19 protein-coding genes are annotated in these 25,047 nt (G+C 51.5%); 10 read left to right on the forward strand and 9 right to left on the reverse strand.

The genetic code is table 11. From position 1 onward, the window contains the following. Positions 1–86: 86 nt before the first annotated feature. On the reverse strand, positions 87–3,383 hold the full coding sequence (locus tag JMI88_RS00885) for an ATP-binding protein (protein ID WP_201359869.1): 3,297 nt from the start codon (positions 3,381–3,383) through the stop codon (positions 87–89). 160 nt (positions 3,384–3,543) lie between these two features. Then, positions 3,544–4,512, reverse strand: a complete 969-nt coding sequence (locus tag JMI88_RS00890) for a helix-turn-helix domain-containing protein (protein ID WP_201359870.1) — start codon at positions 4,510–4,512, stop codon at positions 3,544–3,546. Between the two features lie 223 nt (positions 4,513–4,735). Here JMI88_RS00890 and JMI88_RS00895 point away from each other — a divergent pair, with 223 nt between their 5' ends. Further along, positions 4,736–5,260 carry a DinB family protein gene (locus tag JMI88_RS00895; RefSeq protein WP_201359871.1) on the forward strand — a complete coding sequence of 175 codons (525 nt, stop codon included), beginning with the start codon at positions 4,736–4,738 and terminating at the stop codon, positions 5,258–5,260. 44 nt (positions 5,261–5,304) lie between these two features. Here the strand turns inward: JMI88_RS00895 and JMI88_RS00900 are convergent, their stop codons facing one another. The 3 genes from JMI88_RS00900 to JMI88_RS00910 form a co-directional block, all read right to left on the reverse strand. Further along, positions 5,305–7,083: an MFS transporter gene (locus tag JMI88_RS00900; protein ID WP_201359872.1), complete on the reverse strand. Its 1,779-nt coding sequence runs from the start codon at positions 7,081–7,083 to the stop codon at positions 5,305–5,307. Between the two features lie 25 nt (positions 7,084–7,108). Beyond that, positions 7,109–8,002, reverse strand: a complete 894-nt coding sequence (locus JMI88_RS00905; RefSeq protein WP_201359873.1) for a TIGR03621 family F420-dependent LLM class oxidoreductase — start codon at positions 8,000–8,002, stop codon at positions 7,109–7,111. 144 nt (positions 8,003–8,146) lie between these two features. Further along, entirely contained in the window at positions 8,147–8,749 is a 603-nt protein-coding gene (locus tag JMI88_RS00910) for a TetR/AcrR family transcriptional regulator (RefSeq protein WP_201359874.1), read from the reverse strand. A gap of 324 nt (positions 8,750–9,073) precedes the next feature. Here JMI88_RS00910 and JMI88_RS00915 point away from each other — a divergent pair, with 324 nt between their 5' ends. The 3 genes from JMI88_RS00915 to JMI88_RS00925 all read left to right on the forward strand — a co-directional run bounded on the left by JMI88_RS00915 (position 9,074) and on the right by JMI88_RS00925 (position 11,581). Next, positions 9,074–9,436 carry an Mth938-like domain-containing protein gene (locus JMI88_RS00915; RefSeq protein WP_201359875.1) on the forward strand — a complete coding sequence of 121 codons (363 nt, stop codon included), beginning with the start codon at positions 9,074–9,076 and terminating at the stop codon, positions 9,434–9,436. Between the two features lie 444 nt (positions 9,437–9,880). Beyond that, positions 9,881–10,519 (forward strand): Hsp20/alpha crystallin family protein, encoded by a 639-nt coding sequence (locus JMI88_RS00920; protein WP_201359876.1) that lies wholly within the window; start codon positions 9,881–9,883, stop codon positions 10,517–10,519. 255 nt (positions 10,520–10,774) lie between these two features. Continuing rightward, entirely contained in the window at positions 10,775–11,581 is an 807-nt protein-coding gene (locus tag JMI88_RS00925; protein WP_201359877.1) for a GNAT family N-acetyltransferase, read from the forward strand. A gap of 86 nt (positions 11,582–11,667) precedes the next feature. Here the strand turns inward: JMI88_RS00925 and JMI88_RS00930 are convergent, their stop codons facing one another. After that, positions 11,668–12,324 carry a thiaminase II/PqqC family protein gene (locus JMI88_RS00930; protein ID WP_201359878.1) on the reverse strand — a complete coding sequence of 219 codons (657 nt, stop codon included), beginning with the start codon at positions 12,322–12,324 and terminating at the stop codon, positions 11,668–11,670. 361 nt (positions 12,325–12,685) lie between these two features. Between JMI88_RS00930 and JMI88_RS00935 the strand changes: the two genes are divergently transcribed. From JMI88_RS00935 to JMI88_RS00945, 3 genes are read left to right on the forward strand one after another with little or no spacing between them, the layout of a single operon-like run. Further along, positions 12,686–13,801 (forward strand): hypothetical protein, encoded by a 1,116-nt coding sequence (locus JMI88_RS00935; protein WP_201359879.1) that lies wholly within the window; start codon positions 12,686–12,688, stop codon positions 13,799–13,801. A 53-nt stretch (positions 13,802–13,854) separates the two neighbouring features. Further along, positions 13,855–14,316 carry a trehalase-like domain-containing protein gene (locus JMI88_RS00940; RefSeq protein WP_236022758.1) on the forward strand — a complete coding sequence of 154 codons (462 nt, stop codon included), beginning with the start codon at positions 13,855–13,857 and terminating at the stop codon, positions 14,314–14,316. Continuing rightward, positions 14,270–14,821, forward strand: a complete 552-nt coding sequence (locus JMI88_RS00945; RefSeq protein WP_236022759.1) for a vanadium-dependent haloperoxidase — start codon at positions 14,270–14,272, stop codon at positions 14,819–14,821. Before JMI88_RS00940 ends, JMI88_RS00945 begins: the two co-directional genes overlap by 47 nt. 68 nt (positions 14,822–14,889) lie before the next feature. Here JMI88_RS00945 and JMI88_RS00950 read toward each other — a convergent pair whose 3' ends face one another. Genes JMI88_RS00950 through JMI88_RS00960 form a run of 3 tightly spaced genes read right to left on the reverse strand, consistent with a single transcriptional unit; the run spans position 14,890 to position 18,624 of the window. After that, positions 14,890–15,873 (reverse strand): substrate-binding domain-containing protein, encoded by a 984-nt coding sequence (locus JMI88_RS00950; RefSeq protein WP_201359880.1) that lies wholly within the window; start codon positions 15,871–15,873, stop codon positions 14,890–14,892. Between the two features lie 45 nt (positions 15,874–15,918). Continuing rightward, complete coding sequence (locus JMI88_RS00955; protein WP_201359881.1) at positions 15,919–17,064, reverse strand: ABC transporter permease; 1,146 nt, start codon at positions 17,062–17,064, stop codon at positions 15,919–15,921. Positions 17,065–17,091: 27 nt separating this feature from the next. Continuing rightward, positions 17,092–18,624: a sugar ABC transporter ATP-binding protein gene (locus JMI88_RS00960; protein ID WP_373323726.1), complete on the reverse strand. Its 1,533-nt coding sequence runs from the start codon at positions 18,622–18,624 to the stop codon at positions 17,092–17,094. A 756-nt stretch (positions 18,625–19,380) separates the two neighbouring features. Here JMI88_RS00960 and JMI88_RS00965 point away from each other — a divergent pair. The 3 genes from JMI88_RS00965 to JMI88_RS00975 all read left to right on the forward strand — a co-directional run bounded on the left by JMI88_RS00965 (position 19,381) and on the right by JMI88_RS00975 (position 25,045). Further along, positions 19,381–22,260: a glycoside hydrolase family 172 protein gene (locus JMI88_RS00965; protein ID WP_201359883.1), complete on the forward strand. Its 2,880-nt coding sequence runs from the start codon at positions 19,381–19,383 to the stop codon at positions 22,258–22,260. Positions 22,261–22,564: 304 nt separating this feature from the next. Continuing rightward, positions 22,565–23,140, forward strand: a complete 576-nt coding sequence (locus tag JMI88_RS00970; RefSeq protein ID WP_201359884.1) for an RraA family protein — start codon at positions 22,565–22,567, stop codon at positions 23,138–23,140. An 81-nt stretch (positions 23,141–23,221) separates the two neighbouring features. Beyond that, entirely contained in the window at positions 23,222–25,045 is a 1,824-nt protein-coding gene (locus tag JMI88_RS00975; RefSeq protein ID WP_201359885.1) for an amylo-alpha-1,6-glucosidase, read from the forward strand. Positions 25,046–25,047 lie beyond the last annotated feature (2 nt).

Consider the following 25,047-nt stretch of genomic DNA (forward strand, 5'->3'; position numbering starts at 1 on the left):
CTTTTTCAAGATGGATGACGATGTTCACCAACAGGTTCGCGTTAGCAAAGCGTTATTATTGCATAACCACCGCAGGCACAGGCCGGTTATAGGTGCGCGAGAAGCATGCGAGCAGTCTGTAAGTCTGGAGTCTCAAACCCTTCTGTAAACCAGCTGTACACGCCCTTAAGCTGACGTTTCGCGTCATCTGATCGATTCTGTGTAATCCACAACCGCGCCAGGCTCATCGTCGCACGAAGCTCCAACGACCTGGCTTGCTGTGATCGCGCAATCTCGATCGCTCTAAGAAATGACGTTTCAACTTCAGATGCGTCTATACCATGCATGAGTAGCAACTCACCTCGCAGCCGGTGTAACTCCGCATTCCACCAACGCTCATTATGTGTACGGGCTTCCGCCAGCGCCTCATCTATGAATGCTAGCCCTTCCTCAACACGCCCGACTTTCCCGCAGACCTGTGCGAGCAGTGAGAGATAATACGGTAAGCGCAATCTGGCGCCCGATGCTTTGAATTCAGTGATCGAGCCATACAGATGTCCAATGCGTTCTTCATTGGGTTGCTCCAGGGCTAGCGCATAGCTAACTAAGATGTCTGACCACGCCCGATAGTAGGAGGCCTGGCACTTGCTCGCAAGCGCGAGTGCTTGCTCGGCGTGCTCTCGAGCGACTGCCTCGTCGGCGCGCAACTGCTGTAGCAAGGCCAGGTAGGCAGACGCCAACGCATGGTTGAAAGGTTGACTCGGACCCTGGGCCAGTTTGATCGCGTCAAGCCCACAACCGAGCGCTTGCTGTGGATAGCCCAGGCACCAAAGCACGTGTGATTTCCATGCCCGCGCATGTGCTGCATAGTTCGATCCCTGTGACTCTTGAAGATGGAGGAGTTGATCAGGATCATGCACAGCGATAATCTCTGCAAATTGAGCGTTTGCTTCACTGATTTTCCCCTGGTGCAGTTGTGCCCCCGCCAATACCATATCGACAAACTGCGGCGGCACGGTGCCAAAAGAATCTTGATACAGGGTATGCAGCTCATCGGAGACCATTTGCACACATTCGAGTCTGGCCTGTACAACGTAGAGGGACTGTAATCCATAGAGCACCTGCCCTCGCTGCTCGGCGTTACCAACCGTGTCACACAACTCGATGGCACGATCGAGTACATGCTCCAGTTCCGGCGCGGCCCAGCCTTTGATCACTCGGTAGATGGGGGCCAGCGCAAGTTGCAAATTGAGCTCCTGTTTGTCACGTTTCGAACCGGCGGGTAGGAGCTTAAGCAACGTTAGGCTCCGCTCAAGAAGGCTGATGGCGTCCTCATTCGCATACAAGCGCTGCGCTACTGCTGCTGCACGCTGATAATACGAGAGCGCCTGCTCGATCATGCCTGCTCGCTCGTAATGCCAGGCAAGCTGACCACTAACCGGGTCGAGATCTTCGGCATGCATGGTTTCCAACGCTTGCGCGACACGACGATGCAGCATACGACGCTGTGGCGCGCTGATCTCTCCATACGCCACCTCGCGCAGCTTATCATGGGTGAAGTCATAGCTGTTCACGCCGTGTTCGCGTACAATCCGTTTATGCCAGAGTTCGTCGAGCGCACGTACGGTGCTCTCGGCATCGGCGTTGCTTACGGTACTCAAGAGGTCAATTGTAAATGCGCGGCCAATGGTCGCAGCCAGTTCAACAAACGCACGGGCAGAGGGAGAGAGTTGCAGGAGGCGACCAGCGAGCACCGCTTGCATACGTGGCGGGAGCGTTCGAACATCATCAAGTTGCGGTTGCTGCTGAGGGCAATCGACCCCTGGTAGGCTTGCAGCGCCTCGTTCCAGATCGGCCCGCATCATTTCAACCACGAACAGGGGATATCCGCCAGTCTCATGATACAAGCGCAACCCCTCGTTTATCTTCAGCTCACGTTTTGCCACCTGCGATGCTAGTTTCGCGGATTCCGCTGCGTCTAACGGCTCGAGCGGGATTTCTGTCACACCCATAGTGCTACGTAGGTGTAGCAGAAAGGTGCGCAACGGATGGTGTGGTGGCAGTTCTTCCTCACGAGCGCATCCGACAATGAGCAGTCGGGCCGCCGGGTCGAAGCGTAACAGCAAATGTAGCCAGGCAAGCGTTTCCTGATCACACCATTGTAAGTCGTCGAGCAATAAAAGTAATGGCTGTGGCGTGAGAAGTATGGCGCGCGCCAGGGCCTCAAAGAAGCGCTGATGCTGGCCATACTCAGTCACTGGCCCATAGTGGGGTAACTCTGGCTGCTCCTCTAGCAGCTCCGGCAGGAGACGTACAACTTCCGTGAGCCAGACCGCATCGAGTTGCCTGAGCGAGGCTCGCAGACCCTCATTCCTGAGCCACTCTGTCACCGGAGCCAGCGAAATTTGACCCTCAGCGGCATAAGAGCGTGCCTTCGCGGTAACGATTCCCTGCTGGCTCGCCCACAGCAAGAATTCCTCGGCCAGCCGTGATTTGCCCACACCCGCTTCTCCGGTCACTAACACAAATTGGGGTCCGCCAAAAAGAGCACGCTGCCAGACATCATGCAGTTGCTTCCACTCACGCTCTCGTCCGATGAGCGTTGGGGAAACAGGCAGCGGCTTCGGGTGCACAATTGGTTGAATGGTCTGTGTCTCTTGCTGCAGAAGGCACTCGTAGGCTTCGCGGGTCGCAGGATCAGGGTCGACGCCCATTTCGCGTTGTAAAGTGGTGACACAAGTATGGTAGACGTGCAACGCGCTGGCGCGATCGTTATTCAAAGCAAACAAGCGCATCAGACGACGATAGAGATCTTCAGAGAGAGGATTGAGTCCGAGCAAACGCTGGGCATAGTGGATGGCGGTAACAGTGTCACCCTGCACTTCAAAAAGGTGGAGCAGTTGCTCTAATGCCTGCAAGTGGCGCAGGCGGAGCCGCTCCCTCTCAGGTAAAAGCCATTCATCATAGCAGCCAGGAAGGAGTTCACCACGATACAGGCTGTCTGCCTGTTTAAGGGCGGCTTGTAATGCGTGCTGATCGTTGCGTCGTGTGGCCGCGTCTGCAAGTGTAAGTGTCTGTTCGAATTCGGCGACATCGAGATAGAAGGGGGTGGTGGAGTGCCAGAGCAATGTGTGCACGTCGGCAGCAAGAAAGTGCTGAGCATCCGGAAGCGCCTGGCGCAGCTGATGGAGCAGTTGGCGCAAGTTATTGCGAGCCTGTGCCTCGGTTGTGTCAGGCCAGAAGAGGAAGGAGAGATGCTGGCGTTGTTGGGGAATATCACGATGCAACACGAGGTAAGCGAGCAATGACTGCAGGCGCATGGTGTTTAAGCTAGTTACTTGTCGATCAGCGTAGATCAGGCTGAAATCACCAAGCAATTGGATATGCAGGGTTGGCTCCATCATGACCTCCTAGGCTGTCGCTTCTCCAAACCAATCACGTTGCTGCACGCGATCAGAAATACATCCAGGAACCATCAACTGATCTGGGATTTCGAACAAAGGTGCGCGTATCATTTTCTCCATACATGAACATACGTTATTTTTGCGCGCTATGCAATGGTCATTACCATTCTCTTCTGTTCGCGTGGTGAAAGGTGTGGCGATACATCTGTGGTGAAATGTGGAGGAGACGTTGAAAGTGCAGACGAAATGTGGCTGCTGAACTGAAACCACAGCAGGTAGCCACGCGCTCAATGGATTCATTGGTCGTTTCCAATTGACGCTGAGCGAGTAAAACGCGTTGCTGGAGCAACCATTGATAGGGAGTTGTCCCGAGGGTTGCCTGGAAGCGGCGTGCAAATGTTCGTGGACTCATCACTGCCCGAGCCGCCATTTGTTCCACAGTGAGATTTTCATGCAGGTGGGCGGTAATCCATTCAAGCGTCACGCCAAACGGTTCGCCCTTCTCTCGTGCAGAGAGCAGCGGTGTCTCAATGTATTGCGCCTGACCGCCATCGCGATGTGGAGGAACAACCATTCGTCTGGCAATGGCCGTCGCGATCTCGGCGCCATAGTCCTGGCGCACTACGTGGAGTGAGAGATCAATCGCGGCCGCTGTTCCGGCAGAGGTAAGTATCTGACCATCATCGGTATATAGTCTCTGTGGATCGACGTGCACCCTGGGATAACGCTCGGCCAGTTCTGCTGCCCATGCCCAATGGGTTGTGACGCAACGACCATCCAATAGCCCTGCGGCAGCCAGGAGAAATGTGGCCGTACAGAGCGTTATGATGCGGGCTCCCCGTTGATAGGACCTGCGGAGGGTATCAAGCAACGTTTCTGGAACAGGAACGTTGCCCGGACGCGAACCTGGAAGAATGATGGTATCAGCCTCTTCGACGTGCTCAAGAGAATACGACGTTGTGAGAAAGATGCCGGCAGAGGTTCGAATAGGTCGTGGTTCAACGGCACAGATCAGGAAGCGATACCACGGCACACCAAGCTCAGGACGTTCAAATCCAAAGACTTCCGTTGCGACAGCCAGTTCAAAAGGGTTGACGGCGTCGTAAATGAGAACTGCAATGGTATGCATGGCAGTTTTTTGATGCTCCTTGTCTTTTCTGCCACTGGCAGAACTGTTCCATTCATGGCAGAATGGTAGCACATGGATTGTTTTCTGCCAAGCAATACACCGAGCCTTTCTTATCTTTGTCTCCGGCCAGATTGCTGCAGTCTCAGGCCGGTTGAGACAGATATAATCGTTTCCGTACTCGTTAAGCTTTTCAGGCTTTGGAAAAGACAAAAGGAGGTTCTCATTGAATACCTGGTTAGAGCACGTACAAGCTGTCCTCTCCACCACCCCGGAGCGCTGGCAACGGCTGGTCAGCACTTTTCCCATTGATCTGCTGACACGTACGCCGGCCACAGGGGAGTGGTCAGCACTCAATTGCTTACAGCATTTATTGGATGCGGAACGCGTACTCTTTCCTGTCCGATTCCGCGCTTTTTTAGCAGGGCAGGCTTTCAGCGATTTCGATCCACATCAGCAACACACTGACCCTGATATACAGACTCCAGAGCAGCTTGCTGCCGCGTTTACACGATACCGTCAGGAAAGCCTTGTCCTGATCAAACAGGTGACGGATGACGACCTGAAGCGGACCACCCAGCATCCTAAACTGGGTACGGTTACCCTGGCCGAGATGCTTCATACATGGGCAGCTCACGATTTGAATCACACTATCCAGGCCGAGCGAGCGCTCATGCAACCCTTCATGCTCGGTTGTGGTCCCTGGCGTGCTTTCTTCCGAGATCATGAGATCGGCGTTTCAAAAGAATAAGCAGTTTTTTCGTGTGAGCGATTCGTGTGTCAACAGGTGGGCGCTCAGATAACGCCCACGCCTGCTTCTTCTGTCTGCTCCTCATGTGCTGGAATGCTTGATGACTTGCGGGAAGCAAACAGAGTGAGAAGAGCTGAGAGCATTCCTGCGAGCCCCACACTCGCTGCGACCCACCAGGAAGCTTTATATGCCTTCTCGATGTGTTCTTGGAACGTAGTATTGATATGTATGCTTAATAAGCGCAACTCCGTTCGGACGGATGCACGAGTTTGGGTGGGCATCGCAGGCGGGAGCTGGTCAGAAAGCTTCGTCAGGTCGTAGTAACTTGTCGTGTTGCCAGACGCTCCTTCTGCATTTGATGCGTTCGCATCTGTGGACGCTGTTTCCCGCAGATGCGTGATGATAGCTATTCGCAGCTGGGCGGGCAGTCGGCTATCATGTTGCACCATGCCAATTACATCATCATGCGCTTGATTGAGATCGGAAGGGATCTGTCCGACAAACACGCTAAGCAAGACAGCCACCCCCAGGGCAAAGCCGATCTGCCTGAAGGTGTTGAAAACACCGCTACCTACTCCAAGTCTGGCGCGCGGAATCTCTGCGAGAGCGATGCCTGGTTGGCTCTGGAAGAGCATTCCTGAACTCACACCTAACAAAACCATCCGCCAGGCAATGTTTGGGTAAGAGGCATCAGATGGGAGGAGACAGAGCAGTACAAAGCCCACTGACAGTCCGAACATCCCAATCACTCCAACCAGGTAGGGATTAACTTTCTGCGACATGCGACCCAGCACCGCCGCGCTTCCCATCTGTGCAAGTGGCATTGGGAGAAGGGCATAGGCTGCTTGCAGTTGCCCATACCCCATCGTGTTCATCAGATAAAGTACCAGGATGAGGAACGCTCCCTGCACGGCCACGCTAAACAGGAACATGGTTACGTTTGCTCCGCTAAAGCTCACTGTCTTGAAGAGGGAGAAATCGACCATCGGATCCTGTTTCCGCTGAAGAAATTCTACGTAGCCAAAAAGAAATGCTCCTAGAAGCGCGCCACCAAAGAGTGCAAGGACCGGTACAGAAACCCATCCCCAGTCGTTGCCCTCCATCATTGCAAGCATAAGACAGCAGAGCCCAATGGTTAATGTGATCACGCCGAGGAGATCGACACGTTTGCTGGTGCGAAGCGCGCGAGTTTCGGGAACGAACAGAAAGACCATCACCAGGCCAATCGCACAGAAGGGCAAATTGACGAAGAAAATCCAACCCCAGCCTAGTTGCTGAACCAGAAAACCACCCAGTACAGGCCCCACAGCGGCTGCCAGTCCTGCAAGGGCCCCCCAGACGCCAATGGCCGCACCACGCTTTTGCGGAGGAAAAATGGCTGTAATGATTGCCAGGCTGACTGGAGTCAGGCCTGCCGCCCCAATTGCTTGTAAAGCCCGCGAGGCAATCAACCAGCCGATAGCTGAGGTACCGGTGATATTCCCGAGCCATTGGGCAGTAGCACAGGCGAGCGACCCAAGGCTAAAGAGAACCATTCCGAGCAGAAAGAACCGCTTTCGCCCGTGCTGGTCGGCAAAACGTCCGATAGTGACCAGGAGGACTGCAAACCCAAGATTATAGGCATTGAGCACCCAGCTGACCGTAGAAAGATCGGTCTGCAGACTATGTTGGATCGTTGGGAGCGCGATGGTGACAATGGTCGCATCAAGCAGCGCCATAAAGAGACCAAAAACGAGCGCGAGCAATGCTAACCAGGGCCGAGCTGGCTTACCGTGTACCATAAATGTTGGAAATTCTTGATTCATCTGTGGAGATGATATCATGCGAGAAGCATCCTTTCTTGTTCGATTATAGCCTTATTTTACCGGACAGTCGTGCGACAATGGGCGCAAAGAAATCCAAAGATTGCTCGGTTACTTGAACATACGTTAACCCGAAGCGGGCACGCCTCTCTAGAAGCTCATCAATAATCTGCTCCTGGGTGCCAATCATGGTATGAAAATTGAGCGGGACATGGACACGTTGATTGGTCACTTGCACAGAAAAGAGCGTGTACCCAAGTTCAAGTTGTTCAAAGCGTTCCCCTGCAGCCTGGCGTATCCAGGTAATTTTCTCTTCGATCTCCTCTGGCGCTGTAGGCAAAAACTTCCCCTGCGCATCGGTAATACTCTGGAACCCGATCCCCAGGCTATTAGCCAGACGGGCGCCGATAGAGAGCAGGCGCTTCCCACTGCCTCCAAGAAAGATGGGAGGATAAGGCTGCTGTGCGGGCCTGGGCGAACAACGCAATCCAGTAATCGTATAATGCCGGCCTGAGAAATTGATCACCTCTTCGGTAAAGAACTGCCGCGTAATCAGCAACGTCTCTTCGAGTCGGCTGACGCGTAGACCAGGTGCGTCAAAGGGAATACCTGTTTGGGTATAATCTTTAAGCTCGTATCCTGCGCCCAAACCCAGTTCAAAGCGTCCCTCCGAAAGCAAATCGAGAGTGGCTGCTTCGCGGGCCAGCAGGGCTGGATGTCTGAAATCATTGCAGAAAACAAAACTTCCAATGCGCAACGTCCTGGTGGCTTCGGCAGCCACTGCAAGAGCCGTGATCGGGGCCAGGTCAGTGGTCACATGGTCAGGCACGAGGAGAATATCATAGCCAAGATCTTCTACTTTGCGCGCTTTGTCTCTCCAGGCCGTTCTCGAATTCCCTCTGCCAGCTGCAAGGCCAAAACGAAATGGTTTCTGGTTCATTATGGAATCTCCTTTCGTCATATAAATGCTCAGCATGTTGATAAGACAACAAGACAACAGGATATAGGAGAGAGCATTCATCGCTTCTGTCCTCACATGCAAACCTTTTTAATACAAAGGAAAAGTAGAGATGTTCCCTGTAATTCAGCCTATGAGCCAGTGCTCAATCTGCTGAATCATCTGCTCTGGATCACCGGGAACAGGCATGAGCAGGGATGTGCCCAGACCTAAAATGAACATCATCAAAATCGAGGCACCGTCCTCTGCATTGAGATCAGCGCGAAATTCTCTCTGCCGGATTCCTTCATCGAGGAGCGTTGCCATGAAGCGATGCCAGGATGGGTGAAACGTCTGACGCTGAAAGATTTCACGTATGGCTGGACACTGGCGTGTGTAACGCGCCAGTTCATAAAGGACAAGAAAGTGAGTTGGCTCTTCTCGTATGTTGTGCTGTAAGGTGATTAGAAACTGATGCAAGCGTTCTCTTGGAGAACCCTCTTGATTATCATATGGAACATCCACGAGCAATTTCTGAAAGACAGCATAATCTGCGACTGCCTCGATCAATGCTTCTTTGGTGGGAAAGTAGTAGTGCAGCGTTGCATGCGTCATCCCAACCTGTGCCGCGACGTCTCGTGTACGTAGTCCTTTGAGACCCTCTTGCGCAATGCTTTGATATGCCGCCTCTATGAGCGATTGACGTCGCTGGCCTGCGTGTGTTGTTGATCCGTTTACCGTTCGGGTCATCTTTGCTTTGTATATCCCTTTCCGTGAAATCTTCTACCATTTGGTAGAAAGATAACATAGAAAAGGACGGCTGTCAACCATTTGGTAGAAGAATGAGTGACACGTAACTGATCCAGGATATCATCTCAGTGAAGTGCTCAGTACTTCACATGGAAAGCCAGAAAAATGAGGGATGACTCATATCATCCATTATTCTCTGCAAGATATGGCAACTCCCTGAAGGATATAATAAGGTGATTGTCGTTTCCCGGAGCGTGGGTTCTACATCATGAGTTCGCATCATCTTCAACACGATTCGTCATCCAAATAGGGAGGAGCAGCAAAATGAAACCCCACATTGATCAGACAACCTTTGGTTCTATTACCATTGAAGGAACCATCTTTGAACATGATGTGATTATCAGGCTGAATGGCCAGGTGGAAAAGCGGAAGAAAAAGTTATCGAAGGCGATCTATGGCACATCGCACATCTTATCACTCGACGAAGCCAAACACGTTTATGAACCAGAGGTAAAACGGCTTATCATCGGTACCGGACAGGTTGGAAACGTGCGACTTTCAGAGGAAGCAGCTGATTACTTCAAGCGAAAACAGTGTCAGGTGGATCTTCTTCCAACGCCTGAAGCAATCCATACCTGGAATAAGGCCACGGGCCCCATTATGAGCTTGTTCCATGTTACCTGTTAAGGAAGATCACCAGGGTACACACCTGGTTGTTCCCGGTTCATCCCGGCGCGCCTTTCTTCTATAGAAAATATATTTTTGTTCACACATTAATAGTAGATAAGGGAATACAAATAATTGACAAAGTACTGAGGACAGCATATACTTTGTAGGTTGTAATAAACGCATTGTCATCTTGTAGCGGGTCTCTTAGCGCAGCTTCAGCACCAATTTGCTGGTGTATTCTGTTGTCCCAACTGGTCTCTACAGGAATAGCACATTTGATGTAGTATGCCTCTAGCCTGTAGATGTTTCACAGTTTCGTTACTACTGTACAATAAATCAAGAACGTGGCACGACTACCCACATCAGTAACTCCAAAGCATTACTCACTTTTCCACAGGATACCGAGGAATGTCAGGAAACAACAGATAACAAAGCATACTCAAAACAAGGAGGCATAAATCTATGATTACTCGTCACGATCCCTTCCGCGAAGCCCTCAGTCTGCGCCGTGTGATGGATCAACTGCTTGAACAGAGCTTTGTGCAGCCCAGTTTAATACCCAGCGCACCCACTGCTCTAGCACCAATGGACATCTGCGAGACGCAAAATGGCTATGAAGTGGATGTTGCGCTCCCAGGGGTGCGGCCAGAAGATATCGAGCTCATGGTTGATCAAAACACTCTGACAATTCGAGGACGCTATAGCCATCAGAACGAGCATCAGAACCAACCCCAGGGCCAGACTCAAAGCCAGCAACAAGCGCAAGCAGGCCAGGTACAGGGTGAAGCACCTCAACAGCAAAGCCAGCCACAGGTGCAGCAGACCGGCGGGCAACAGGTGCAGCAAGCTCGACGGGGCGCGATAGAACGTCATCGACAAGGACATAACTGGCTCTCGCGAGAAATCGTCTCCGGCTCGTTTGAACGAACAATTACCTTCCCCAGACCTATAGATACTAATAATATTCAAACACGCCTCCAGAATGGAATTCTCACGATTCTGGTTCCAATCAGTGAAGCAAGCCGTCCGAAGCGGATCACTATCGCCGGCAGCGAGAGTCAACCGCAGCAGGTGACCGTCGAAGCAGAGCAGCAAAGATAATTCTGTTGTATTGGCGCGGAGGCCCTTCGACCGGATGTAGGGCTCTTGTCCTGGGTGTGGTTGATGGGGGTTTATGCTATAGCCTTCGGAGTACTCCTTATGGTCCGTGCTTTTCTGAACTGAAAAGCACGGACCATATAAACAAGTGAGGATAATGATAAGGTCCTCATCCCTGATAAGGAAGGCATAAGCCAACAACGCTAGGACTCAGCCAGGTTAGTATGAGTCTCAACGTCAAGATGAGGAAGGATACCTATGTCTTTTTTGTTAGAACCAGACAACTATACCAGAGTACATTCCCTGTTTGAGGAAATGACATGTCATCTTGCAGTGCTGACCGTCCTTGCTGGAATATTGCCAGGAAGGATCTATGTCGATGATCCTGCAAGCCCAGGAACTGCAATCTTGATTCCGTCCAACCAGCATCGAATCTATGTGAGCGGATTGCCGGAGCAAAGCGTGCTCGGAGACGTCATACACATGCTCTTCAAACAGTCTCGTGCGGAGAGCTACGGATTTGTGCTGTACTACGCATCAAACACATGGAAACAATCCATTGAGCAATTGCTTCAAAAGCAAGAAACCTTTTCTGGCTGGCGACAGTTTTACCGCCTGAGAGAACCATCCTCGTCATGGAGCAAGCCTCTTCCAGAAAATATAACACCAGGTCGCATTGATGAGGCCATGGTAGGAGACTCTCCACTTGTGAACAGGCAACTTCTGCTTGAAGAGATACTTTCAGAGAGTCCTTCGCTTGAGCACTTTTTCCGTCAGAATTTCGGCTTCTCGGCACAAGATGGTCACAAGCTCGTTGCCTGGTGCCTGGCCGAATATCACTACCAGGGCCGCTATGAGCTGGGTATTGAGACAATCGAAGCATACCAACGCAAAGGAATTGCCACATATCTCGCATCAGCAGTGATCAGGCACGCATTTGCCGAGGGAGCAACGGAAATCGGCTGGCATTGTTGGGCCACAAACACGCCATCCATAGCAACTGCCTTGAAGTTAGGTTTCGAGAAGGTGCTTGATTATCCCGTTTATTCCTGCCAATATAGATAAGTGTCAACATAACTCATGCATTTAGCGTATACTTCAGAAAATGATATTTATCAGAATACCTGGGTCTACCGGGCCGCGCTGGCGATTCAGGCTAGCGGCGCGCTGAGAATGGTGTCGTAAAACATGAGCTCATATTCGTGGCTGAGGCGGATCGCGCGCGTGATTTTGATGCGTTCCGTGGGCTCACTATACCGTTGCAACAACTGTTGATCGATAGGGGCGACCTTTTCTTCTACATCTTTATGTCCCCAGAAAAATTCGATCTGTGCTTCTGTGAGGCCATAGTGCTTGATTAGCGCCGGTGCGATCCGCAGGCAAATCTGGATAAAAATATCTTCACTGGCACTGACGGCGGCCAGCCGTTCGCCGGGTGATCCATACGCGAGCATCCAATAGAAATAGTTCGTCAAGGCCATGCAGCCAGCCAGAGGTTCAACCTGCTCGAAATCCGAGCGCTGCAGGCCGACTGCCTCACCGAAGCGGATCAAGAGCTCATGCCCACCGACCTTCGGGATCAACTTGTTGATCAGCAACACCTGAGCGGCTATATCAGTCTCGCCAGCGATCGCGAGCGCATCCAAACGATACATTTGCATGACGACCAGAGCATCCTGGAGGGCGAACAGGCGCAGGCGCTCAATTGGGAGTGTCCCCTGCTCAATTGCGGTCCATAATGGATGGTCTAACAATTTCTGACGCAGTGTTGCCAGATGTTCTGTGAGGAAAGTATCCGCGAAACTCATAATAGATTCATCGATCCTTCTCTAATGACCTTGCTCCGGTTTGGTGGAGTGTTCAGTTGTGAAAGCCAGGTGCCATGAGCAGGGCATCGGTGACAAGCCAGCAACGCCCCGCGCTTTTCTTGTGTTTTCTTTATAGAAATAAGAATACAACATTTTTGTTGTATTTGCACTTATAATGTAGAGCTTTCGCTTATTTTCGATGACAGGGGGAATAATTTTCGGCAAACATAGTCTGAGTAGGTAAGGGAAAACATACAGGGAGATGTGTCTGGACAATCAGATCATGAAACCATTGAGTTTCAAAGCATTTCTTAACCGTACTATGGACAATAGCTGTCCAGTCAGGCGAAGGAGAATTTCGATGGATAAGACGCTCTCAATTGCTGAAGTAAAAGATGCGCCTGCTCACCTTCCAATGAATAACGTTGTCAAAGGGTATAGTCTGGTAAGCGCGTGTGCGTTTACTATTCTTGGCGTCGTCATGCTCGCCCTGGCCCTCCTTACTCCGACGAGCATAATCTTCAATGGGAGTGCTGTTGTTGTCGGCCTGGACATGTTTTTCAAGGTGGCTGAGATTGTTTTCAGCCTGGGCATGCTCCATGCTGCTATTATGCTCTGGCGTATGATATTGGATAAGAAACACATGCATAGTAGTATAGGGATACTTCCTGGTGACGGGGCTCTGGCCAACGCGTTTTTGTACTTTGGTTTTGCTATGACAGCTTTTCACCTGGGTTATGCTTCTGCGGCAATTGCTCTGGCTCAGTTCATCACTGTCCTGGTGGGTCTGTTCTTTGGTGCCGGTGGGTTGGTCTTATCGGGAGTCTCCAAGCCTGCTCGCCCATTAGGGCACATCACGTTTTCTCTTATGCTCCGTGATGGTGTCATCCTGATTGTTGGAACCATTCTGATGGCGATTGCGTTTGGACAACTAGCGGGAGCGGCACTGAAACCTCCTCAGTGGAATTGGATTAGCTTTTTAGGGATTACCGTTCCTGGCATGTTTCTTCTCATAGGTCGTGAGGGTATCAAAGCACGGTTAGAGACCTGGCGGGGTCCTGCTACATTTCCTCGCCTGCTGCTAACTGACGCTCTTCTCGTCCTTGGTCTGGCGATCATGCTGTATGGGAGCTACTCTAACTTGACGCTGGGAGTAAACGGTTTTCAGGTGGGACCAAAGGGGAATACGGTGGGACTGATCGTCTGGATCGCGGCAGTGCTCTTGCTTCTGGTGATACGTGGAGCTTTCAGGATAGCGGCTGCGCACAAGTACAATCACGTTGGCTATCGCATGGGCAGTAAACTCTTTTACGTCATAGCGATTGTGATCTTCATCTTTGGTGAACGCTCCTTCCTTTCAGGCCACGCCCCGCTTTTCGCTGTTGGGGGGGCCGCTCCGGCATCTGCGCTCATCCTGCTTGGAGCAATCCTGTTACTTGTTGTAGGCAGATCTGTTAGTCAAAAGGTGCGTGCGTGACATCGCAGGTTCAGGCAAAGAGCCCTATAGTGTAAAGAAAGAAGTGGTACAAAATGGTTAGGGCGAACGAGCGTCACCGAACATATCCACCGATCAACTCATATGGCATCATCGGCGATTGCCATTCAGTGGTTCTGATATCACCAAATGGGTCTGTAGATTGGGGATGCCTACCGGACTTCGATAGCCCGGCCATCTTTTGTCGCTTGCTCGATGCAGAGCGCGGCGGCTACTTCCAGATTGCTCCGACAGATAGCTCGCTTGTTGGATCACAGCACTATCTGCGCAAGAGTAATGTTCTGCAAACCCGCTTCGCTAGCAATGCCGGCGAAGCGGTGCTTACCGATTTTATGCCGGTAGAAACATTGAGCGCCTGGCCGTACAGAGGAATGGATTTACGCACAAGCTCTAAACGAGGTGAAGAGCCTGGGTCAAAACAGCAGCAAGACACGGACAGCCGACCAGACTATGGTCGCAAAGTTCTGGGCGGGGCCGATCTGGAACACGTGGAATGAGGTTGCCGAGAACGCCGCCCTCGCTCACCAGACGAATCTGGAGAGCACCGCGCGCCTGTTCGCGGTTCTCAACCTATCCTTCGCCGACAACACAATCGCCTTCTATGACGCTAAATACCACTACCAGCTGTGGAGACCCATCACAGCAATCCGCGAAGCCAACACGGTTGGGAATCCGCTCACAATCGGCGACCCGACTTGGACTCCACTCGCCATCACCGCACCTGATCCCTCTTATCCGGGTGCTCACAGCACAATAAGCGCGGCTGCAGCAACCGTGCTGTCTGACTTCTTCGGGAACCAGGATCACGTCCGAGTAACCTCTGACGCCCTACCAGGCACCGTTCGAACCTTTGCCAGCTACACGGACGTTGCGACGGAGGCAGGCCTGAGCCGGATCTTTGCGGGACAGCACACTCGGCTTGATCACGATTCGGGCATAGAGCTCGGGCACAACATTGCGCAATTTGTGCTCTCTCACTTCTCGGTAAGCGCGCCTAAATGATAGAGTTTTAAAAGGAGCGGCTTTGCTTCCTCCCCAGGGGGTCTCCGCAAAGCCGAAATTTAAGATGGTTAGCTTCCTAGGTAATACTGTTTGTACAGAGCAGGTGCGTTCTCAGGAGTCACCTCCGTTATCCCCAGGGTCAGTCGGTGTTGCACTGACTGATGATGCACAATATTCTCTGCGTATTCGGCAGCCTGCTGTGCGCAAGTGGGATAGATATTGGTGAAGGCTAATTGCCCCTGCTGAACAGCCCGAATCCCACCATCAGGGATTGCCAGGCCGTCAGTGCCAATGAATTTCATCCGACTTGCCTTGCCAACGCCAGAAGCTGCGAGATACGCGCCCAGGGCCATGGGATCATTTTGCCCATAAACCAGGTCAATTTTGGGGTACTGACTCAGCCATTGTTGCATGATCGTGGTTGCATTGGGCTTGAGCCACTTGGCCTCGCGGCTAGCAATGATTTTGATCTTGGGATTAGCCGCGATAGCCGCGCGGAAACCTTTGTCACGATCAATCTGTGGCTGATCACTCAGAATACCCTGCAGTTCGACCACATTGCCACCATTCGGGAGCAATTGAAGCGCTTCTTGTCCAGCTTTCTCGCCAGCAAGCACATTATCGCCGCCGATAAATGAGGTGTAGCAGTCAGTATTCACCGAGCGATCCAGAATAATCACCGGGATGTGGGCGGCGCAAGCCTGCTCAATCGGGGCAGTCAATGGCGCTGGCTCATTGGGAGATACAATCAACACATCAACATGTTGAGCAATGAAGCTTTGAACATGACCTACCTGAGTAGTGCTATCCTGATGCGCATCAGTGATCGGCAGCAGCTTGAGATCTGGATACTTCTTCATGAAATATTCGAGCTGCAGGTTAAGCTGAGCGCGGTAAGGCTCGGCGTTGTTGGACTGCGAATAGCCCACTACAAATACCTTTTTTGATGTCGTGGTCGCGGTTGTCGATGGACCCTGGCCGCAGGAGACTAGAGCAATGAGTACGGTGATGAAAACACCGAAGGTGAGCATTCTCACGAGAAGTCTTTTCACAAGAGATACCCTTTCTTTGGAATGGTACATGACATCGTTATCAGTTCACTCAGACTCTGGGCTTTCCCTCCTTTCGGAGCGAATTCTGGTGACGATAGGACGAATATACACAAGGACAGATGTGAAAACACCAGGGCGTTGCAGGACAACCGCTACGATCACGATCAATCCTTTGATCACGAGTTGCCAGTTGTCACTCACTGCATTCAGACCCATCACATTGTCCAGAAGTGTTAGGATCAGTGCCCCAACCAATGTTCCGATGATTGTGCCTTTGCCTCCAACCAGGCTGGCCCCACCAATGACGGCGGCAGCGATGGCGTCCAGTTCAAAAGATTGACCGGCCAGAGGATCTGCAGAGGCGCTATAAGCCGCGTCGATTGGACCGGCAAAGCCTGCCAGCATACCAGAGAGCGTGAAAACCGCAATTGTGATGAGCGTAACGTTTACCCCGGAGAGCCGAGCCGCTGTTGGATTGCCGCCCACCGCGTAAATATGCCGTCCAAAACGGGTTCTTGAGAGGATAAATTGGAAAATAATGCAAACGACGAGAAAAGCCAACACCGGATAATAAATGCCAACCTGGCCTACAAATGGCAGGGTGAATGTGAAAAGATTGTGTCCCGGCGTTCCCAAGAGTTGAAAAGCGCTTGAATTGGGAGTCAACTGGCCATTTGCCATCACCGTCTGGGTACCCACGCTGACATTATTGCTCAATTGCCGATCAAGACCACGCGCGATACTGAGCATAGCCAGGGTGACAATAAAGGATTGGATACGCAGCCACGAAGTGGCAAAGCCATTCAAAAAGCCAAAAGTAGCTCCAACGATCATCGAGATCAGGATAATCTCTATGGGATTTAGTCCTCGCGTTGTCAAGAGCAGGGCCGCTGTCATTGAACAGAAACCCAACAGTGAGCCAACGGAAAGATCGATTCCGGCAATCAAAATCACCAGCGTCTCACCCACCGCCAGAATGCCGCGCGAGGAAAAGTCACCAATGGCATTCGTCAAATTGACCCCATCCCAAAATATACTTCCTTTGGAAAGAATGCCAAAGCCCACGATCAAAATAAGCCCGATATATCCCTGCAGCGAACCAAGTATTGCCAGGATACGCTTCAGTCTTTCTCGCCGCGATGGAGGAATACTTGTCTCTTGTACCGCAGGATTTCCAAGATCAGCCTTCATATGTTCTTCACCTTTCCCTGTGATCTTTCAGATTGAATGCTTGCTCGCATTCACTCGCACCTGCTGGGTAGTAGCAGCTTCCAGGATCATCTCTTGCGTCACTTCACCTCGTCGGAACTCTCCAGTCAGCGATCCTTCGCAAAGCACCAGAATACGATCGCACATGCCTAACAGTTCAAGTAATTCCGAAGAAACCAGAATGATACCGATGCCACTCCTGGCCAGACGACTCATTAGCTCATAAATCTCAGCCTTGGCCCCGACATCGATGCCCCGCGTTGGCTCATCGAGCAAGATAACCTGGGGCTGGGTCAACAGACATTTTGCCAGCACGACCTTTTGCTGATTGCCGCCAGAGAGGGTATCCACAACGGTGCTCGCCTGCGAGGTCTTAATACGTAGACGATGAATCGATTCAATAACTGCAACATCTTCTTTTTTTCGGTTAATAAACGTGGTAGATGTAAAAAGTTTGAGTGCAGCTAACGTAATATTAAAAGCAACGGAGAGCCGCGTAATCAAACTCTGACTCTTGCGATCTTCTGTAGCGAAGGCCAATCCATGGCGGATTGCCTGACGCGGTGAGCGGGCATTGAGCAGCTTCCCTTTGAGATACACATTACCGCTGACTCGATGACGTGGGTAGACGCCGAAAATCGTTTCCAGTACCTCGGTTCGCCCCGCGCCCATGAGACCGGCAAGGCCAATAATTTCTCCGGCGCACAAGCGAAACGATATATCGTACAAAGGGCGATGGCTCTCACCCTCGCGACGGTTCAGACTCAGATGCTCGACCCGTAAAAGCTCTTGTTCTGGTAACGAAGTCTCCTCAGTTTTAGGAAAGACCTCGTGCAGTGGGCGACCAACCATCATACGGATCAAGTCACTGCGCGTCACGCTTGTCAATTGATGGGTCCCTATCAACTCACCGTCACGCAAAACAGTCACCGTATGAGCAAGTCCCAGCAATTCTTCAAGGCGATGAGAAATATAGAAAATCGCCACACCAGACGCGCTCAACCGATGGATTATGCGAAATAGGCGCGCAACCTCTGCATCGGCCAGGGCGGATGTTGGCTCATCCATAATCAGGATCCGCGCCTTGAGGGAAAGAGCCTTGGCTACCTCGATTAACTGCTGCTCCGCGAGACGCAGGAGACGCACAGGACGATCTGGCGGAATGACTATATCCAATTCAGCTAGTAGGGCAGCCGTTTCCTGTCGCATACGTTTGCGGTCAAGCGTTCCCCAGTTGGTGCGCAGTTCGCGACCCAGGAAGATGTTATCGGCAATGGAGAGTTCAGGCACGAGGTTCAGTTCCTGGTGGATCATAGCAATCCCTAACTTCTGGGCATCTCGGGGGGTGTGGATCGAAACGGTCCGACCATCAATCAGAATCTCACCACCGTACTCAGAGAAGACGCCATCCAAAATATTCATGAGCGTCGATTTTCCAGCCCCGTTTTCGCCTAAGAGGGCGCGGACCTCCCCGGCCTGGATACTGAGTGACACCTCATTGAGAGCCTGCACCCCAGGAAATCTTTTGGTGATCTTCACCATCTCGAGCAGGGGAATTTTCCCATCTTCTCTGGAAACAGGCAGCACTTCGTTGTTTCCTGCACCTGCTATGGTATTCATTGCTCGCTGTGCCTCCTTTGCACCTGAAACCACATCACTGGAAATCCTTCAGCATGATTATTGTGAAAACCTTTTCACGTCAGATCCTCATGCACCAGAGCTTTACACAGATGATACCGGCTCAAACGGCGTTTTGTCAAGGGGCACAGCACCGCATATTTTGCCTTTAAAGAGCATATGAGGCTTGACAGGCTGATTACCTTTACTCTATACTCCCTGTAGAGGTAAATCACCAGCTTTGAAAAGGTTTTCTCCATCTTCGCGTATGAAAGAGATGTGCCAAAGAAATTATGGCAAATATTCAAGCTGTGGCTATGACTACTGCAAAAACAAGAAACCCGAAGAGCATATCATCGAGAGCCCTCGTCATTATCACAAAGCAGCACAACGCTGCAGTGAGCATTTCACAAAAAGCTCTCAGTATCCGTAGGGCATATGGGAACGGATGCACCCGTGAGTGTATGAAACGCTTCTGGACATTCGACTTCTCCTTCTTGCCAATAACGGCAGTGAGCAAACCAGATGGAGGAAAGAAGAAGCCTCGACCATTTATGGCGGGGAGTGTCAATTCAAATGAAAGAAGGTTAGTCATGACATAACGAGGTCACTTCCCAGGCGTCACGAGGTATTTCAAGGATTGAAATCGAATGTTGTTTCAGTGAAGAAAGGAATCTCTTCATGTCTACACAACGGCGTCTTCGCTTTTTCCAATGCCTTCTTGCTCTGAGCGCCAGTTTGTTGTTCGGCTTTTCGTTTTTCTCCGCGCAGTCTTTAGTTGCTCACGCTGCTACGACCGGACCTCAGGGGCTGAGCGCGCTTACTTCTCTTGATCGCTTACCCTATCTGAAGACTGACACCGCCGCCGCAGGGCAGTCTAGCTTTGATCGGACCGGCGGTAATGGTGACTGGGGTAACTTCCTCTATACCGATAGTCACGGCGATCACGTCCTCCTCGATCTCACAGGACCGGGCACGGTATATCGTATGTGGTTCACAGGCTTTGATCAGGCCAACACGATCATCAAGGTTTACTTCGATGGTTCCTCAACTCCGAAGATCGATATGCCTCTGATCCATCTTTTCGATGGAAGTACCCCGCCCTTTCTCTCACCTCTCGTCGCTACCGATGCGGCGTCTAGTGGCGGCTTCGTTTCCTATGTTCCGCTATCTTTCCACAGTGCAATCAAGATTACCACAAACACTGGTGGCTACTACTACAATCTCGGCTACCATGTTTATAGTTCTGATACGAACGTTATGACGTGGACCGGTGCGGAAGACAGTACTGCTGCGCGAAATGAGTGGATGAATGCCGGGAATGATCCGATCTCCACTGCTGGCAATACGGTCACTTCTGGTACATTCAATCTAGCTGCTGGCGCAACCCAACCTTTGCTCGATATCAATGGTCATCGGGAAATCCAATCAATCAAATTGCACATTCCCGATGTGGCTCAAACGCGTACGGCGCCAGCTGTGAAAGCGACCGATGATGGACGCGCCTTCACTGGCAGTAGTAGCTTCACAATGGCTCTCAATCCAAACAATACCGGGGTCAACCTGACGCGACGGTTGGATTATGGCATCGGCAATCAAAAAGCAACCGTCTCGGTCGATGGCCAGTTAGTTGGTACCTGGTTCGATAGTGGCTCGGATCAGGCGAACAGGTGGCTCGATAGCACCTTCTCTATCCCTCAATCTTTCACCGCAGGCAAAAGTTCGATTACCATTAAGGTCACATTTGTCTCCTCAGATATCGATTGGAACGAATTTACCTATTGGGCCTACTCGATCGTCGGCAACCAAAAGGTGCTCACGGATACCCTCAATGTAGGTAACACTGCCTCAGAGACAGCCCACAGTTATACGATCGTTAATCAAACCTGGACGGGCACACGCACGTTTACTTATCCTCCTGCAGTTCTTCCAGCCAATCCAACCGATGATGGACGCGCCTTTACTGGTAGTAGCAGCTTCACGATGGCTCTCAATCCGAACAATACCGGGGTCAACCTGACGCGGCGGTTGGATTATGGCATCGGCAATCAAAAAGCAACCGTCTCGGTCGATGGCCAGTTAGTTGGCACCTGGTTCAATAGCGAGTCGGATGCGGTGAACAGGTGGCGCGATAGTTCGTTCTTCATTCCTTCGTCATTTACCGCAGGCAAAAGTTCGATTACCATTAAGGTTACATCTGTCTCTTCAGATACTGATTGGACCGAATTTACCTACTGGGCCTATTCGATCATCGGCGACAACCAAAAGACGCTCACGGACACCCTCGATGTGGGTAACACTGCCTCGGAGACAGCCCACAGTTATACGATCGTCAATCAAACCTGGACGGGCACACGCACGTTTACCTATCCGACTACTGATAGCGCAACCGTTGACACGCTGAACAACACCTGGCTGAGAATCACCTGGGATAATCAAGTCACCCCCAGCGTCTACGCCCCCATCGGTTCTCTCTTTGGTCTGGGTCAATTCGGCGTTGGTTCAACACAGGCTTTGATGATGGGGTTGGACCAGAGCGATTGGCTCTATCTGTACTTCCCCATGCCTTTCGCCAATCACGCGCATATCGACCTGGTCAGTCAACGCAGCTCGACAACCAGCAACATCTCTTATGAGATCCAGTACAAACCCTTTACCGGCTCTCTCCATGATGTGGGTTACTTCTCAACCCAGTTCAACTCAGAGACGCCCACAACGACCGGCACCGATGCGTTAATCCTGAATACACAGGGCGCCGGGCAATTTCTCGGCGTCGTACAGTCGATGAGTGGTCCACTAAACCGTTCTTTCCTGGAAGGTGACGAGAGGATCTTCGTCGATGGCAGTGGCAGTCCCTCGATCCAGGGCACAGGCACCGAAGATTTCTTCAATGGGGGCTGGTACTTCCTAAATGGCCCCTATTCGAATCAAATGTCTGGGAATCCAGTTGGTCTCTCTACCAGTACAAGCAACGAGACGACCGCATATCGTCTGTTCTTGCAAGATGCCGTGCCGTTCCATACCTCCATCCATGTCTCGATCGAACATGGAGGTGTTGACGACGTGAACGCGAACTATTGGGATCTGGCATATTACTATCTCCAACCGGCACATGCAACCCTGACTGATACGCTTGATGTGGGGAATGTCGCCAGTGAACAGGCCCATCACTACCAGATCAAGGGTCAGACCTGGACAGGCACGCCGTCATTCCAATTTGAGGGTAGCGACAGTCCGACTACCATAGCCGACGATGGACGCGCTTTCACCGGCAGTAGCACCTTTACCATGGCTATTAATCCGAACAACACTGGAGTGATTCTGCGCCGCCGCTTCGATCAAGGGATCATCAACCAGAAAGCGAATATTCTGGTTGATGGTACCCTGGTTGGTACCTGGTATCAGGCTGGTGGCAACAGTACCTCCCATTGGCGCGAGAATGATTTCCAGATCCCTGCCTCATTCACTAATGACAAGAAGTCGATCACGATTACCATCCAGTTCGTTTCCTCAAGTCTTGATTGGAATGAATTTCACTACTGGGCCTATAGTGAGCAGTAAGGAAAGGGGAATCTTTATCCGTTCTCCCTGACGCTACGCTCCTGTGGCGCTCAATACATCTTTTATATGTTGTTGCAACCTGTGCGCAAAGCGCACAGGTTGCAACAACATATAAAAGATGCTCGGGTGCGTATGCACCCGCCCGTACGGGGGTACCTGGCTTCCCATGGTGATGGCCTTCAGATATATTCTTATTGAAAAGTACAAAATAAGATTTTGTGCCACCAGCATTGCGTTTTCTACCTCATGAGAGATATACTAAACAAGCGAACAAGCAATGTATGAGAGGTAGACGCAAAGATTTATGGAAAAATTCCCAGAGTGGCTTAACGCGACACTTGCATCGGACGCGAGTGAAGGTGAAGGTGTTCTCCCCAGCAATATACTTCCTCTACAAGCAAACTCGTTGGTTGTGGGTCCTGCTTATGGGGTTCTGATGAGTCAGGATGATAATCTGTCTGTCCGCAAGGTGTTAGAGAATCTACCTGCGCCAGGTACGGTCCTGGTCGTAGCTGGTGGTAGCACATCACGTACTGCTACGTTGGGTGGCTTGATGGCACTGGAAATGCAGAATGGTGGCATTGCAGGCCTTGTCACCGATGGGCTCGTACGTGATTCCCGTGAGATCCGTGAAATGAGCTTCGCGGTATGGTGTCGCGGCGTCACACCAATTGCACCAAAGAAAAATGGACCTGCCATCGTTGGTGGTACGGTCTCGATTGGTGGCAAGGTGATACGTGATGGTGATCTGGTCATTGCCGATGATGATGGCGTGGTTATCTGGCCACAGGAGCGAGTTGCGGAGCTACTGGTAAAGGCTGAAACACGACTGAAACAAGATAATGAGCGCCTGGCACGCCTACAAATGAAAAAGCAATAAGAATGCAATCCGTATAATGCACCCTATATTGTATTTCCAGATCTATAAGATGCCTATTGACGAGATAGCCAGGAGGAACGAATGAGACCGAGTCCCCACAAAGACCTTTTTGCTGATCAGATCCTCGCCAACCTCGGTGACGATTTGAACTATGCACACGAACATCGATCATGGAGCCCTTTCTATTCTGATATTGGTCTGGGGTTCAATGAGAATGCGGGAATTGCTCACTTGTTTCTCCACTATAATCGGAAAACAACGACCCTCGGCTCTCCCTTCTTCACCCTTCCGCAAAAACCACGTGCCGTCAAAACAACCGCACTCTCTGTTCTTCAGCTCTTTGATTATGCAAGTGTTGCATATGCATTCTATGATCACAATTCTTGGGTGATAGAATGTACAGGACTGGATGATATCCAGTTCCATCTGGCAACCACAGCTCCGATTTCGGAAGCCCGCAGACACGGTGCGGAGGAACCATCTCTCTACATCTTGGAAGGATACCTACCCACCACAGATCCTCGCGATCCCGATCTCAGTTTTCCGCTCCTGGTCGGTCTACGCCTGGTGTGTGGGAAGCAAATCAGTGGGGATGGGATCACCACACCTCTGCGGTTCGGACCAAACGAGTCTGGCCGACTGGTACTGAGTTTTTCGGTGCAGCTCCTCGATGTTTCTCACGAGATCCTTCGACAGCGTCTCCTTGCAGCACCCTCGACGGTTAAGGAGGCAACAGACCTTTCACGTGAGTGGTTCAGAAGGGCTGCTGGAAACCTTGTTTATCACGCCCATGACCCTCGTGAGGAGAACATTCTTGCGCAAGCGGTGTCTATCCTGGCCTTTAACGCATGCCAGGCCCCAGGATTTCTGGCTGGACGAATCGCGGCTTTCCCTAATCGTGGGAACTATCCAGCGCACTTTCTCTGGGATGCTTGCCTGACCATCCTGGGTTTAGAAGATATGGATCCTCGGCTTGCTGAGGATGCTCTGCTGCTATTGACAGAGGCCCTGCGGCCGGATGGGAAAATGGCCCATTTTCTGTGCTCCACCTGGATGCGCCCCAGGGACACGCAGCCCCCATTGGTAGGCTGGGCTGCCTTACGGCTCGTGAAACAACGAAAAAATAAAGAGTTCGCACGGGCCGTGCTACCAGCACTCCTGAAGAATATGCGCTGGTGGCAGACCCAACGTATGAGCAGATATGGTCTGTTCTTCTGTCCTACGCCTCTAGAGACCGGTTGGGATGACACACCTCGCATGGACAAAGGGCCGATTCTCGCTGTTGATATGAACAGTTATCTGCTCTTACACATGCGTGCCTGTGCTGAGCTTGCGCATATCGTTGGAGACACCAGGATTGCAAATGACCTCGAGGAGCAGGCTGAAAGGTTTGCGACCAGGTTGGTCGAGATGCTCTACGACCCGGTGGAAAATCTCTTTCAGGATGTTCTGGTGGAAACAGGAGAGAAGCTTACAATCAAAACACCAGCCTGTTTTCTGCCGCTTCTTGTCGGTGTACCCATCGATGAGAAAAAAGCTCGAAGGATGATTGAGCAGACATTGCTAGACCCGCAACGCTTCGTTGGCGCTGTTCCGTTCCCAAGCGTCTCCTATGATGAGGAGACGTACCACCCTGATAAATGGTGGCGAGGACCGATGTGGCCGCCAGTAGCTTATTTTATGCTTGAGGTCCTCAGGAAATATGGATATGATCATGAGTATCGGGACATAGCTGGGCGCTTGTATACGGTCATACTACAAGATGGTCATTTTTGTGAGTGTTTCAATTCCCAAACTGGCGCAGGGATGGGATGCAGTCAGCAGAGCTGGACGGCGGCACTGCTGCTCCATTTGAACAAGCATCTCCAGGGCATGGGGAGCCCATTTGAAACCCCTTTGCGATAGCA

Source organism: Dictyobacter formicarum, from assembly GCF_016587435.1.